Annotated in this window: 14 protein-coding genes and 1 tRNA gene; 13 read left to right on the forward strand and 2 right to left on the reverse strand. The window is 58.1% G+C overall.

All coding sequences use genetic code 11. The features are described 5' to 3' along the window. Positions 1 to 8: 8 nt before the first annotated feature. Positions 9 to 461 carry a SixA phosphatase family protein gene (locus ACKF11_RS09120; protein WP_407996822.1) on the reverse strand — a complete coding sequence of 151 codons (453 nt, stop codon included), beginning with the start codon at positions 459 to 461 and terminating at the stop codon, positions 9 to 11. A gap of 73 nt (positions 462 to 534) precedes the next feature. On the opposite strand from ACKF11_RS09120, the gene ACKF11_RS09125 reads away from it, so the two are divergent. The 5 genes from ACKF11_RS09125 to ACKF11_RS09145 all read left to right on the forward strand — a co-directional run bounded on the left by ACKF11_RS09125 (position 535) and on the right by ACKF11_RS09145 (position 4,488). Continuing rightward, complete coding sequence (locus tag ACKF11_RS09125; protein ID WP_407996823.1) at positions 535 to 1,479, forward strand: hypothetical protein; 945 nt, start codon at positions 535 to 537, stop codon at positions 1,477 to 1,479. Then, positions 1,479 to 3,173 carry a single-stranded-DNA-specific exonuclease RecJ gene (gene recJ, locus ACKF11_RS09130; protein WP_407996824.1) on the forward strand — a complete coding sequence of 565 codons (1,695 nt, stop codon included), beginning with the start codon at positions 1,479 to 1,481 and terminating at the stop codon, positions 3,171 to 3,173. The genes ACKF11_RS09125 and recJ overlap by 1 nt, the downstream gene beginning before the upstream one ends. 82 nt (positions 3,174 to 3,255) lie before the next feature. Further along, complete coding sequence (tpiA, locus tag ACKF11_RS09135; RefSeq protein ID WP_407996825.1) at positions 3,256 to 4,008, forward strand: triose-phosphate isomerase; 753 nt, start codon at positions 3,256 to 3,258, stop codon at positions 4,006 to 4,008. Positions 4,009 to 4,039: 31 nt separating this feature from the next. Further along, a complete protein-coding gene (secG, locus tag ACKF11_RS09140; protein WP_309566676.1) occupies positions 4,040 to 4,375 on the forward strand; it encodes a preprotein translocase subunit SecG in 336 nt (111 codons plus the stop codon). A 28-nt stretch (positions 4,376 to 4,403) separates the two neighbouring features. Further along, positions 4,404 to 4,488 (forward strand) — tRNA-Leu (locus ACKF11_RS09145). 137 nt (positions 4,489 to 4,625) lie between these two features. Here ACKF11_RS09145 and ACKF11_RS09150 read toward each other — a convergent pair. After that, entirely contained in the window at positions 4,626 to 4,856 is a 231-nt protein-coding gene (locus ACKF11_RS09150) for a hypothetical protein (protein WP_407996826.1), read from the reverse strand. A 342-nt stretch (positions 4,857 to 5,198) separates the two neighbouring features. On the opposite strand from ACKF11_RS09150, the gene ACKF11_RS09155 reads away from it, so the two are divergent. The 8 genes from ACKF11_RS09155 (at position 5,199) to nuoH (ending at position 13,264) form a co-directional block, all read left to right on the forward strand. Then, positions 5,199 to 5,555 carry an NADH-quinone oxidoreductase subunit A gene (locus ACKF11_RS09155; protein WP_230346657.1) on the forward strand — a complete coding sequence of 119 codons (357 nt, stop codon included), beginning with the start codon at positions 5,199 to 5,201 and terminating at the stop codon, positions 5,553 to 5,555. Positions 5,556 to 5,568: 13 nt separating this feature from the next. Further along, positions 5,569 to 6,045 (forward strand): NuoB/complex I 20 kDa subunit family protein, encoded by a 477-nt coding sequence (locus ACKF11_RS09160; protein WP_011480281.1) that lies wholly within the window; start codon positions 5,569 to 5,571, stop codon positions 6,043 to 6,045. Positions 6,046 to 6,056: 11 nt separating this feature from the next. Beyond that, on the forward strand, positions 6,057 to 6,650 hold the full coding sequence (locus ACKF11_RS09165; RefSeq protein ID WP_407996827.1) for an NADH-quinone oxidoreductase subunit C: 594 nt from the start codon (positions 6,057 to 6,059) through the stop codon (positions 6,648 to 6,650). 127 nt (positions 6,651 to 6,777) lie between these two features. Next, positions 6,778 to 8,031: an NADH-quinone oxidoreductase subunit D gene (locus ACKF11_RS09170; protein WP_407996828.1), complete on the forward strand. Its 1,254-nt coding sequence runs from the start codon at positions 6,778 to 6,780 to the stop codon at positions 8,029 to 8,031. Next, positions 8,028 to 8,507: an NADH-quinone oxidoreductase subunit NuoE gene (gene nuoE, locus ACKF11_RS09175; RefSeq protein WP_407993951.1), complete on the forward strand. Its 480-nt coding sequence runs from the start codon at positions 8,028 to 8,030 to the stop codon at positions 8,505 to 8,507. The genes ACKF11_RS09170 and nuoE overlap by 4 nt, the downstream gene beginning before the upstream one ends. Then, positions 8,504 to 9,829: an NADH-quinone oxidoreductase subunit NuoF gene (gene nuoF, locus ACKF11_RS09180; RefSeq protein ID WP_407996829.1), complete on the forward strand. Its 1,326-nt coding sequence runs from the start codon at positions 8,504 to 8,506 to the stop codon at positions 9,827 to 9,829. Before nuoE ends, nuoF begins: the two co-directional genes overlap by 4 nt. Continuing rightward, complete coding sequence (nuoG, locus tag ACKF11_RS09185) at positions 9,822 to 12,248, forward strand: NADH-quinone oxidoreductase subunit NuoG (RefSeq protein ID WP_407996830.1); 2,427 nt, start codon at positions 9,822 to 9,824, stop codon at positions 12,246 to 12,248. Before nuoF ends, nuoG begins: the two co-directional genes overlap by 8 nt. After that, positions 12,245 to 13,264 carry an NADH-quinone oxidoreductase subunit NuoH gene (gene nuoH / locus ACKF11_RS09190; RefSeq protein ID WP_309566663.1) on the forward strand — a complete coding sequence of 340 codons (1,020 nt, stop codon included), beginning with the start codon at positions 12,245 to 12,247 and terminating at the stop codon, positions 13,262 to 13,264. Before nuoG ends, nuoH begins: the two co-directional genes overlap by 4 nt. Positions 13,265 to 13,297 lie beyond the last annotated feature (33 nt).

A 13,297-nucleotide genomic window follows, 5' to 3' on the forward strand; every position in this document is an offset into this window, starting at 1 on the left:
CATCTTCATCAAATCAGTTCTGGCGTCACCATGGCGCGCAGTATGGTTTGTTCTTCCTCGCCGCGGCGGCGGTTGGCGATCCACCAAATAGCCCCTTTCTTGATGCTCCAATATTGCATGCGGCGCGTCATGGCATAGGCCGCAGCCATGCCCAGCGTCGGCTGGTGGCCGATGATGAGCACGCTGTCTTTACCCAGCGGCCAGCCTGCCGCATCAAGCAATACCTGGGGCGACGAACCCGGGGCAAGCTCGTCCAAAGTGGTAAACTCCAGCCCGAGGGCGTGGGCTGTCTGTTGCGTGCGTCTGGCGGGGCTCACAAGAATGCGGGTATCAGCTGGCATGTGCTGTTTCAGCCAGGCTGCCATTTTTGCAGCCTGTTGCTCCCCCTTCGGGGTAAGCTCGCGGGCAAGATCGGGAGAGCCTTCTTCGGCTTCAGCGTGACGCCATAAAATAATATCCATAAACCTTGTTGCTAAGCGGAGAATGTCCTTCTATCTTAGCGCTCAACCTGCTTCATGACAAAGTGACATCTGTGTGAAATTACAAATCTTTCTTTCCGATACTGCTGAAAGCCGGGCTGCCATGGCGGCCGACGATGCCTTGCTGCGGCTGCTGGCGCGAGGCCGGGTGCAGTGGCTAGCGACAGGCTGGGAAGCCTATCTGTGCCAACAGTTCGGCATTGCAAAGCAGCAGGATTGGCCGCTCGCCGCATTGGCACGCCTGGGAAATCGATTGTCCGTAGACGGGGCGTACTGGATGCTGGCAAGCCCGGTGCACCTCATGCTGCAGCGGGACTCTTTCTCGCTTGCTCAGCCGGCGCCGCTGGCCCTAGGCTTCGAGGAAAGCGAGGCATTGCGGACTAGTCTCAATCGGCATTTTGCCGGGGAGGGACTCGAGTTCCTGCCGGGAGCGCAAAGGCATTGGCACCTCAAGCTGCAATCGGCGCCGGCACTGTCGACCACCTCGATCAGCGTTGCCGCCGGGCGCGACATTACGCCCTGGCTGCCACAAGGGATTGAGGCGCAGCACTGGCGGCAATTGCTCAATGAAATGCAGATGCTGTTGTTCGGCCATGAGGTTAACCAGGCCAGGGAGGCGCGCGGCGAGCTTGCCGTCAACAGCGTCTGGCTGCATGGGGGCGGCGTGCTGCCAAGCCAGAGCAAGGCGGCTCCGTGCAAGGTTTATAGCGGCGATGCCAGTCTGGGAGGCATGGCGAAGCTCGCAGGCCTGCAGCATGCCGCTATTGCCGGTTTGCAGACAGTGTTGCACGACTCGCATGCGCCTGCCGTCGTGCAGTCTTCGTATGATGAGCTAGGGGCAGGCTGGTGCGAACTGTTATGGCAGGCGTTGAAAGCCCGGCAAATACAGCAGTTGGACATATATTTCCCCTGGTCTGATCGCATGCTGCATTTGCGACTCAAGCCAATCGATGTGTATAAGTTCTGGCGCAAGCCTATAGCATTGGAAAAGTATTTTTAATGGTTCAGATCATACAAAGAAATATTGAACAGGATGCCTATGAGGCATTGGTCGAGGCCGGCGTGCGTCCTACGATGGCGCGCTTGCTTGCCGCGCGAGGGGTGAGGGATATGGGACAGATGGAGGCAAGCCTGGCTCGCCTGATCCCGCCGGAAACGTTGACAGGCAACCCCGAAATGGCGACCCTGCTGGCAGATGCCATTGCGGCAGGCAAGCGCATCATGGTGGTGGGCGACTACGACGCTGACGGCGCCACCGCCACGGCGGTGGCCGTCAAGGGCTTGCGCAGCATGGGCGCTGCCGTGGATTTTCTCGTGCCGAACCGTTTCGAATACGGCTACGGCTTGACGCCGGAAATCGTGGCATTGGCCGCCGGCCATCATCCTGACCTGATCCTGACCGTGGATAACGGCATTGCCAGTGTCGACGGGGTGGAGGCGGCTGGTAAGCTTGGCATTCCTGTACTCGTGACCGACCACCACTTGCCCGGAGATGAGACTCCCCGGGCGGCATGCATCGTCAACCCGAATCAATACGGATGCGATTTTCCCAGCAAAAACCTGGCGGGTGTCGGCGTGATGTTTTATGTCCTGCTTGCGCTGCGCGCCGAGCTACGCCGGAGAGGGGCGTTTGATGCAGGTTCCGAACCCAACCTGACCGAGCTGCTGGACCTGGTGGCGCTGGGCACTGTGGCCGACCTGGTGCGGCTGGACGACAACAACCGCATCCTGGTCGAGCAGGGCCTCCGCCGCATCCGCGCGGGCAAATGCAGCCCCGGCGTGCTGGCCTTGTTCGAGGTGGCGGGGCGCGGCCATGCCAAGGCCAGTCCGCAGGATCTTGGCTTCAGTATCGGCCCGCGCCTGAACGCGGCGGGGCGTCTTGACGACATGACGCTGGGCATCGCCTGCCTGTTGGCGCCGGATATGGCATCGGCCCGGCAGATGGCGCAGCAACTGCATGAGCTGAACCAGGAGCGGCGCAATATCGAGGCCGACATGCAGGATGACGCCCTGGCGGTGCTGGACGAGATCGATGCTGCCGGGCGCTATAGCCTGAGCCTGTTCCGGGAAGGCTGGCACCAGGGCGTGATCGGCATCCTGGCCTCCCGCATCAAGGAGCGTTTTCATCGCCCTGTGATTGCATTCGCATCAGCAGGCGATGGCGTCATCAAGGGTTCGGGGCGCTCGATTGCGGGTCTGCACCTGCGCGATGCGCTGGACTTGCTTTCCAAGCGCGAGCCCGGCTTGCTGCTGAAATTCGGCGGGCATGCCATGGCGGCGGGCTTGAGCATACGCGAACAGGATTTTCCGCGCTTCGATGCGGCATTTGAACAGGTGGTCGCTGGCCTGTTGACCCAGCAGCAGCTCGAGGCCGTGATCGAGGTCGACGGCTCATTGTCCGTAGAGGATACCGGGCTGGACATGGCGTATGCGTTGGAGCGCCAGGTATGGGGGCAGGGATTTCCGCCGCCGTTATTCCTGGACGAGTTCCGCGTCGTCAATCAGCGCATTGTCGGGGAGCGGCATCTCAAGCTGAGCCTGGAAAAATCCGGGCAGGTGTTTGACGCCATCTTCTTCAGGCAGGAGCAGTTCCTGCCCGAGCGGGTGCATGCGGTCTATCAAATGCAAGTGAACGAGTTTCGCGGCACGCAGTCCGTACAACTATGCCTGCAGCATTGGCAGGAGCCAGCCTAGCCGGGGCCGCGTGCGTTGACCGGGCCGACGGCTGCACTGTAATATCGATCAACAATGTCAAATAAATTTTTCGGGTTTTTTTATGCGTCGCAAGCTGGTTGTCGGCAACTGGAAAATGAATGGCAACCTTGCTCAGAACAAAAGGTTGCTGGAAGCGCTCGTGCGCGGCTTGCGGGATGTCGGCCATGTGGATATCGCCGTCTGCGTCCCTTACCCTTACCTGTTCCAGGCCCAGGAAATGCTCAGCCACACCAATATAGCCTGGGGAGCGCAGAATGTGGCCAAGCACGAGAACGGCGCCTATACCGGAGAAGTCAGCGCCGCCATGCTCAAGGAGTTTGGTGCCAGCTACGTCATCGTCGGGCATTCGGAGCGCAGCGACGCCTATTGCGAGAGCAATGCCAACATCGCCGACAAGTTCGCCATTGCCAAGCAGTACGGCATCACCCCCATCTTTTGCGTCGGCGAAACCCTGCAGGAGCGCGAATCGGGGGTCATGGAGTATGCGATCGCCAACCAGCTCGACGCCATCATTTCTGTCTCGGGCGGCGCCTTGCTCGACCAGGCCGTGATCGCCTACGAACCCGTATGGGCGATCGGGACCAACAAGACAGCTTCGCCGGAGCAGGCGCGCGCTGCGCATTCCTTCATTCGCGAGCGTGTTGCCGCCATGCATCCCGGGGCGGCGGAAAGCGTAAGAATCATCTATGGGGGTAGCGTAAATCCGAGAAATGCGGCACAATTACTGTCTATGCCGGATATAGACGGCGGATTGATCGGCAGGTGTTCTTTGGATGCCGATGATTTTGAAAGAATTTGTCGCGCTGCTTGCTGATTTTACAGCCGGGCAGGAGATTTAAGAGAAAATGGAAACAATCGTAACCGTCATTCATGTGATTGCAGCGCTGGGCGTAGTCGGCTTGGTATTGTTGCAGCATGGCAAGGGTGCCGATATGGGCGCTGCGTTTGGTAGTGGCGCTTCGGGCAGCCTGTTTGGTGTCAGCGGCTCATCCAACTTCATGAGTCGTGCAACCGCCATTTGCGTCGCGATCTTTTTCGTGACCAGCATGAGCCTTGCATACTTGGCCAGCCACCGTTCTGAACAAGGCAGCGTGGTACAGAAGTCCGTGGTAAAATCCGCTCCTGTTTCTGATGTGCCCAAGCCTGCTGAACCTACATCGGCAAAGGACGTACCTCAGTAATTACAAAGTTTTCGGGCGTAAGCCCATTGCCGTCGTGGTGGAATTGGTAGACACGCTATCTTGAGGGGGTAGTGGCGAAAGCCGTGTGAGTTCGAGTCTCACCGTCGGCACCAAATAAATCGAGAAATCGATCGTAAAACCCGCATTAACCTAGTGTTGTGCGGGTTTTTTATTGGCTTTAATTGCTGTTAAGAAGGCCGTGCGAGGCGGCAGTTGTTTGCTTGATGAAATGGACTAGTCCTTGTTTCATTTAAGTGAAATATGGCGGCAATACCATGTTCATCAATGCGATTGCATGCATTGAATCTTCCAAACTCATACAGGCCCATCCGGGCCTGTTTTTTCTTGATGTTTCCGGTCTGTCCTTCGTCCCGCCTTCCCTCTTTAGGCGGTGTTGCAACAGGAAGTATTGTTGCCGCTGAATCACCTTTTCTTGATGCTTGATGATCTTTTGAGTGTTCGATGCTTTGCGGGCTGCCATCTGGAAATCCTGTCGTTTTTCGTCTTGTACGAATAAATTGAAATCCCTGTGAACTATTGAGGTTTTTGCGGGTATAACCTGTATCTTGTGGAGTTATTTTTGTAACAAAAAGTTAATTTGATTGCATTTTAACCCTGGTTTTATAAGGTTATTTGCAGCTAAATATCATATGAAACAATTGTTAATGGTAAAATCAGCCCCTGTGGCGGCATTCCGGGCTGTTTAGTTGTAATTTTCATGTTACAATTCATTAACAAATGCGGGGTATGATGAATGCATCGTTACCGCTGTCAAGTTGAATGAACTTGATTTCCTCAAGGCTGATTTGTATAGGGTTAGAACGTGCTGGAGAACTACTTCCCGATATTGCTGTTCATCATTGTGGGTCTTGGTGTCGGTGTCGCTCCTATTGTGCTTGGCAAGCTGGTTTCTCCCAACCGTCCTGATGCCGAAAAGAATTCTCCTTACGAATGCGGCTTTGAAGCGTTCGAAGATGCGCGTATGAAATTCGACGTGCGCTACTACTTGGTTGCCATCCTGTTCATCCTGTTCGACCTTGAAATCGCCTTTCTTTTCCCTTGGGCCGTCGTATTGCAGGAAATCGGCCTGTTCGGCTTTCTGGCGATGATGGTCTTCCTTGGGATACTGGTCGTGGGTTTCGTCTATGAATGGATGAAGGGGGCGCTGGAATGGGAGTAAGAGGTAATCTGGCATGAGCATTGAAGGCGTACTCGAAAAAGGCTTTGTGACCACCACGCTGGATACGGTGATCAACTATACCCGCACCGGCTCCCTGTGGCCGATGACGTTCGGGCTGGCTTGCTGCGCGGTGGAAATGATGCATGCCGGCGCGGCGCGCTACGACTTGGACCGTTTCGGCATCGTGTTCCGTCCCAGCCCCCGGCAGTCCGATGTCATGATCGTGGCTGGCACGCTGGTCAACAAGATGGCGCCGGCATTGCGCAAGGTCTATGACCAGATGGCCGAGCCGCGCTGGGTGATCTCGATGGGTTCCTGCGCCAATGGCGGCGGTTATTATCACTATTCCTATGCCGTCGTGCGCGGGTGCGACCGTATCGTGCCCGTGGACGTCTATGTCCCAGGCTGCCCGCCGACTGCCGAGGCCTTGCTCTACGGCATCATCCAATTGCAGAACAAGATTAAGCGTACCAATACGATAGCCCGCTGAGAGCCGACACAATGACGCGCCTGGAACAATTAAAGCAGAACTTGCAGCAAGTGCTCGGTGAAAGCATGACCCGCCTCAAGGACGATGGAGGCGAAATCACGATCGAGTGCAAAGCGCCATGCTTGCTGGAAGTAGCCAACCTGCTGCGCGATCACAAACTATTGAAGTTCGAGCAATTGATCGACCTGTGCGGCGTCGATTATGCCGATTATGGCGAGGGTTCGTGGTCCGGCCTGCGCTATGCCACGGTATACCATTTTCTTTCTGTCAGCTTGAACCAGCGGCTGCGCCTACGCGTATTCGCCCTGGATGATGATTTCCCGGTATTGCCTACCGTGGTGGATGTCTGGCCGGCCGCTAACTGGTTCGAGCGCGAGTCGTTCGACTTGTACGGCATCATGTATGAAGGTCACCCGGACCTGCGGCGCCTGTTGACGGATTACGGTTTTGTCGGCCATCCGTTCCGCAAGGATTTCCCGATGATAGGCAACGTGGAAATGCGCTACGACCCCGAGCAGCAGCGCGTGATCTACCAGCCGGTGACGATAGACCCGCGCAACAATGTGCCCAGGGTGATCCGCGAAGAAGGCTTCCATCATGGCTGAAATCAGAAATTACACCATGAATTTTAGCTCCGGCCGTACTTCGTACTTAACTTGCATGCGCCAGTTAGCCTGCACTGAAATAGTGGAAGCAGACATGGCTTCGATGGTCGGGGTGGGAGGCTGAGCCATGGCGGAAATCAGGAATTACACCATGAATTTTGGCCCGCAGCACCCTGCGGCGCACGGCGTGCTGCGGCTGGTGCTGGAGCTTGACGGCGAGGTGATCCAGCGCGCCGATCCGCATATCGGCCTGCTGCACCGCGGGACGGAAAAGCTCGCCGAGAACCGCACCTACCTGCAGTCCGTGCCTTACATGGATCGGCTTGATTATGTGTCCATGATGGCTAACGAGCATGCCTACGTTATGGCGATCGAGAAACTGCTCGGGCTGGAAGTGCCTTTGCGCGCGCAGTACATCCGCGTCATGTTCGACGAGATTACTCGCATCCTCAACCACCTGCTCTGGCTGGGCGCGCATGCGTTGGACGTGGGTGCGATGACGGTGTTCCTCTATGCGTTCCGTGAACGCGAAGATCTGTTCGATTGCTACGAAGCGGTATCCGGCGCGCGCATGCATGCGGCCTATTACCGTCCGGGCGGCGTCTACCGCGACCTGCCGGACCGCATGCCGCAGTATGAGGAATCGGCGGTGCGCAGCAAGGAAGACGTCAGGCAGCTCAACGAGAACCGCCAGGGTTCTCTGCTGGATTTCATCGAGGATTTCACCGACCGTTTTCCGGCCTATGTCGATGAATATGAAACATTACTGACGGACAACCGCATCTGGAAACAGCGTACCGTGGGCATAGGCGTGGTGTCGCCCGAGCGCGCCTTGGCGCTGGGGCTGACCGGGCCGATGCTGCGCGGCAGTGGTTTTGCCTGGGATTTGCGCAAGAAGCAGCCTTACGAGGTGTACGACCGGCTCGATTTCGATATCCCGGTAGGTGTGAACGGCGACTGCTACGACCGCTACCTGGTGCGCATCGAGGAGTTCCGCCAATCCAACCGCATCGTCAAGCAGTGCATAGACTGGCTGCGCAAGAACCCTGGACCGGTCATCAGCGGCAACACCAAGGTTGCGCCCCCGCCCCGTGAAGAGATGAAGCACGACATGGAGGCGCTGATCCATCATTTCAAGTTGTTTACCGAAGGTTTTCACGTCCCTGCGGGCGAAGCCTATGCCGCGGTCGAGCATCCCAAGGGCGAGTTCGGCATATATTTGATTTCCGACGGTGCGAACAAGCCATACCGCGTGAAAATCCGTGCGCCGGGATTTGCTCACTTGGCTGCGCTGGACGAAATGACGCGCGGCCACATGATCGCCGACCTGGTGGCGATTATCGGCACGCAGGATATTGTATTCGGAGAAATTGACCGATGAGTTTGTCTGCTGAATCCTTAGCCAAGATCGACCGCGAGTTGACCAAATACCCGCCCGAGCACCGCCAGGCGGCGGTGATGTCCGCGTTGCGGATCGCACAGACCGAGAAGGGCTGGCTCTCCAAGGAAACCATCAGTGAAGTAGCCGACTACCTTGGCATTCCCGCCATCGCTGCACTGGAGGTGGCGACCTTCTACAACATGTACGAGCTGGAGCCGGTCGGCAAGTACAAGATCACGGTGTGCACCAATATTTCCTGCATGCTGCGCGATTCCGCCGAAATTGTGGAGCATTTGCAGAAGCGCCTGGGCATCGGCTTCAACGAAACCACGGCAGATGCGCGCTTTACCCTCAAGGAAGGGGAGTGCATGGGATGCTGCGGCGGGGCGCCGTTGTTCCATATCAACAATACCGAAATGCATGAGTTCCTGACGCCGGAGAAGGTGGACCAGATATTGGAGGGCCTCGAGAAATGAGCGCGACACAAACCCTGGTTTGTCTGCGTACCGTCGGGCAGGAGAATCCTGCGTCGCTGGATACCTATCTCAAGGTGGGCGGCTACGCCCAGCTGAAGCGGCTGGTGACCGAGAAGGTCAAAGCCACCGAGATCATCAGCCAGGTCAAGCTCTCCGGCTTGCGTGGGCGAGGCGGGGCTGGTTTCCCAACTGGCCTCAAGTGGAGCTTCATGCCGCGCTATTTCGACGGCACCAAGTACTTGGTATGCAATACCGATGAGGGCGAGCCTGGCACCTTCAAGGACCGGGACATCATCCGCTACAACCCGCACCAGCTCATCGAGGGCATGGCGATCGCAGCCTATACCCTGGGCGCGCGGGTGGGTTACAACTATATTCACGGTGAAATCTGGCAGGATTACGAGATATTCGAAGCGGCGCTCGACGAGGCGCGTGCAGCGGGCTATCTCGGCGAACGACTGTTCGGCACCGATTTCAGTTTCGATCTATATGCAGTACACGGCTACGGCGCTTATATCTGTGGCGAGGAGACTGCATTGATCGAGTCGATAGAGGGCAAGAAGGGGCAACCGAGGTTCAAGCCGCCTTTTCCTGCCAGCTACGGCGTGTTTGGCAAGCCGACCAATGTGAACAATACGGAGTCATACACGTCGATACCATGGATCATGGAGCACGGCGGCCAAGCTTTTCAGGAACTTGGTGTCGCCAATTCAGGGGGAACCAAAATCTTCTCGATCTCGGGTCACGTAGACAAGCCCGGGAATTACGAGGTGAACATGGGCATTCCTTTTGCTGAATTGCTGGCACTGGCTGGAGGTGTATGGAAGGGGCGTCAGTTGAAAGCCGTCATCCCCGGAGGGCCGTCAACTGCCGTTTTACCAGCTTCAGCCATCATGGGAGCGACCATGGATTACGATGGTCTTTCCAAGGCGGGTTCGAGCTTGGGCGCCGGCTCCATGATTGTCATGGACGAAACCACCTGCATGGTGAAAACCCTCAAGCGCTTGTCCTATTTCTTCTTCGAGGAGTCTTGCGGGCAATGCACGCCGTGCCGCGAAGGCACGGGTTGGCTATATAGGGTCATCAAGCGCATTGTCGACGGGCAAGGCCGGCTGGAAGACCTGGACTTGCTGACCGACGTCAGCAGCAATATCTCCGGCCGTACCATTTGCGCGCTGGGCGATGCGGCCGCGACGCCGGTGCTGAGCTTCATCAAGCATTTCCGCCCCGAATTCGAATACTACATCCGCCATGGCCGCAGCATGGTGGAGGATGGCTTGGCAGGGCAAGGCCAGGCGCAGCAAGAGGTAGCCTATGCTTAATGTCGAGATAGATGGCAAGCAGGTCGAGGTAGAGCACGGCTCCACCATCATCGATGCAGCCGATCAGTTGGGCATTGCCATTCCGCGCTTCTGCTATCACAAAAAGCTTTCCGTCGCGGCCAATTGCCGCATGTGTCTGGTGCAGGTGGAGAAATTCAACAAGCCGCTGCCCGCCTGCGCCACGCCCGTGGCCGACGGCATGAAAATATTCACGCGCTCCAAGGCTGCGGTGGAAGCCCAGCAGAGCGTGATGGAGTTCCTGCTGATCAACCACCCGCTGGATTGCCCAATCTGCGACCAGGGCGGCGAGTGCGACCTGCAGGATATCGCGGTGGCCTATGGCGCGCCCGCATCGCGCTACACCGAGGAAAAGCGCGTCGTCATCAACAAGAACATCGGTCCCCTGGTATCCACCGACATGACGCGCTGCATCCAGTGCACTCGCTGCGTGCGCTTCCTCAAGGAAGTCGGCGGCATGATGGAGCTAGGGTTGATCAACCGCGGCGAACATGCCGAGATCACGGCCTATGTCGACAAAAGCGTCGATTCGGAGCTTTCCGGCAACATCATTGACCTTTGCCCGGTGGGCGCCCTGACCAGCAAGCCGTTCCGCTACACCGCGCGCAGCTGGGAGCTGATCCGCCGCCCCTCCATTGCGCCGCATGACGGCTTGGGCTCGCATATCGAAGTGCATATCAAGGATGGCAAGGTGCTGCGCGTGCTGCCGCGCGAAAAGGAAACCATCAATGAATGCTGGCTGTCCGACCGCGACCGTTTTTCCTACGAAGGATTGAACAGCCCCGACCGGCTCAAGGTACCCATGGTCAAGCACAATGGCGCCTGGCATGAAACCGACTGGAAAACCGCGCTCGAGCTGGCTGCGGGACAGATCAAGGATATCGTGAACAGCGAGGGCGGGGACGCGTTGGGCGTGCTGGTCTCGCCCAACAGCACCATGGAGGAGGCTTACCTCGCCACCAAGTTCGCCCATGGCCTGGGTTCGGACAATGTCGACTACCGCCTGCGCCACACCGACTTCCGTCATGACGGCAAGCGTCTTGGCGTGATCTGGATGGGTTGCAACATCCCCGATGTGCAGGAAATGGACCGTATTCTGGTGATCGGCGGCAACCTCCGCAACGAACATCCCTTGCTGGCCCAGCGCATCCGCCGCGCGGTTGCCAACGGGGCGGAGCTTTCCGTGGTGAACCCGCTGGATGACGACCCTTTGATCCCGATCAAGCACAAGGCCATTTGCTCGCCGAACGACATGGTCAACGTGCTGTCGCAGATACTCAAGGCCGTTTCGGGCATGGAAAGGCTTTCTCTGTGCCTGCCCAAATCCTTGAGCGAATTGCTGGAAGGCGTCAGGGTCTGGGACAACAGCAAGGCCATCGCCCTCAGCCTGACAGGCCATGGCGAAACCATGGACTTGATCAGCCCCCGCTCCGCCGTGTTCCTGGGCAATATTTCCCAGCATCATCCGCGCTATACCGAAATATTCAGTCTGGCCGAAGCGATCGCCTCCTTGTGCGGCGCGACTTTCGGCGTGTTGAGCGCTGGCGCAAACAGCGTTGGCGCCAACCTGGTCGGCGCGATGCCCAAGGCGGGCGGCCTGAACGCCCGCACCATGCTGGAGTCGCCGCGCAAGGCCTATATGCTGGTCAATGTGGAGCCTGAGCTGGATTGCCATAACCCCAGCCTGGCGAGAAATGCGTTGCAGCAGGCTGAGTGCGTGGTGGCATTGACCGCGTACAAGTCGGAAGCGCTGGAGCGGGATGCCGACATCCTCTTGCCCATCGCGCCGTTTACCGAAACCTCCGGCACTTTCATGAGCATGGAGGGCAGGGTGCAGAGCTTTACCGCCGTGACCAAGGCATTGGCCGAGGCGCGCCCCGGCTGGAAGGTGCTGCGCGTATTGGGCAATCTTGCCGGCGTGGGTCATTTCGATTTTGACAGCACCGAGCAGATCAAGGACGAGATCTTCGGCGGCGAGAAGCCTTCGGCGGTTGTCTGGCGCACCTTGAACAACAACCTGCGCGAGCTGATCGATGTCGAGATCAAGGTCAAGCTGGATAGCGATTTGCAGCGCGTGGGCGAGATCCCGCAATTCCAGTCCGACGGCATTGTCCGCCGTTCGCCGCCTTTGCAGAAGACGCGCCAGGTAGCGAAGGCGGTGCTGGCTGCGCTGCATCCTGAACAGATGCAGAAGCTGGGCATCCAGGAAGGCGAGCGCATCCTCGTCAGGCAAGGCGAAGGCAGCGCCGTGCTGGAGGCGCATGCGGACATCCGCGTGCCGCATGGCTGCGTACGGATTCCCGGCGCCTTGCCTCAAACGGCGGGTTTGGGCGATTTGCTCGGCGAGATCACAGTAGAGCGGATTCCCGTCGAGCAACCGGCTGATGAGGTGGCCGCATGATCGCGGAAGTGCAAACCTTGCTGGGGCCGCTGTGGCCCGTGGTCTGGAACCTGCTCAAGATCATTGCCATCGTCTTGCCGCTCATGGGCGCCGTGGCTTACCTGACCTTGGCCGAACGCAAGGTGATCGGCTTCATGCAGGTGCGTCTGGGGCCGAACCGTGTCGGTTATCGCGGCCTGCTGCAGCCATTGGCGGACGGCATCAAGCTGCTGATGAAGGAAATCATCATCCCGAGCGCGGCGAACCGGACCCTGTTCCTGCTCGGCCCGGTGTTAGCGATTGCGCCAGCGTTGGCAGCTTGGGCTGTGGTGCCGTTCGACCTCACCTTGGTGCTCGCGGATATTGACGCAGGCTTGCTCTATATCCTGGCGATGACCTCTGTCGGCGTGTACGGCGTGATCATTGCCGGCTGGGCTTCCAACTCCAAGTACGCCTTTCTCGGATCTTTGCGCTCCGCTGCGCAGATCGTTTCCTATGAAATCGCGATGGGGTTTGCGCTGGTGGGGGTATTGATGTCTGCCAACAGCCTCAACCTGGGTAAGATCGTCCTGGCCCAGTCCGGTGGTTTCTGGGAGTGGTACTGGCTGCCGCTGTTCCCCTTGTTCGTCGTCTATTTCATCAGCGCGGTGGCGGAAACCAACCGTGCCCCGTTTGATGTGGCGGAAGGCGAGTCGGAAATCGTGGCCGGCTTCCATGTGGAGTATTCCGGTATGGCCTTCGCGGTGTTCTTCCTGGCGGAATACGCCAATATGATCCTCGTGGCCATGCTCGCGGCGCTGATGTTCCTCGGCGGCTGGCTGTCGCCTGTGCCGTTCCTGCCCGACAGCATCTTGTGGCTGCTGTTCAAGGTCGCGGCCTTGCTGTTCTTCTTCCTCTGGTTCCGTGCCACCTTCCCGCGCTACCGCTATGACCAGATCATGCGCCTGGGCTGGAAGGTGTTCATCCCCGTGACCTTGGTCTGGATATTGTTCGTGGGCGCGATGATGCAGACGCGCTGGGCTTATTTGTTTCATTGAGCGATTGGCTTACTTGAGAAACTATTTCATTGA

It is taken from the genome of Methylobacillus draconifructus, assembly GCF_045984385.1.
Taxonomy (GTDB): Bacteria; Pseudomonadota; Gammaproteobacteria; order Burkholderiales; family Methylophilaceae; genus Methylobacillus; species Methylobacillus flagellatus_A.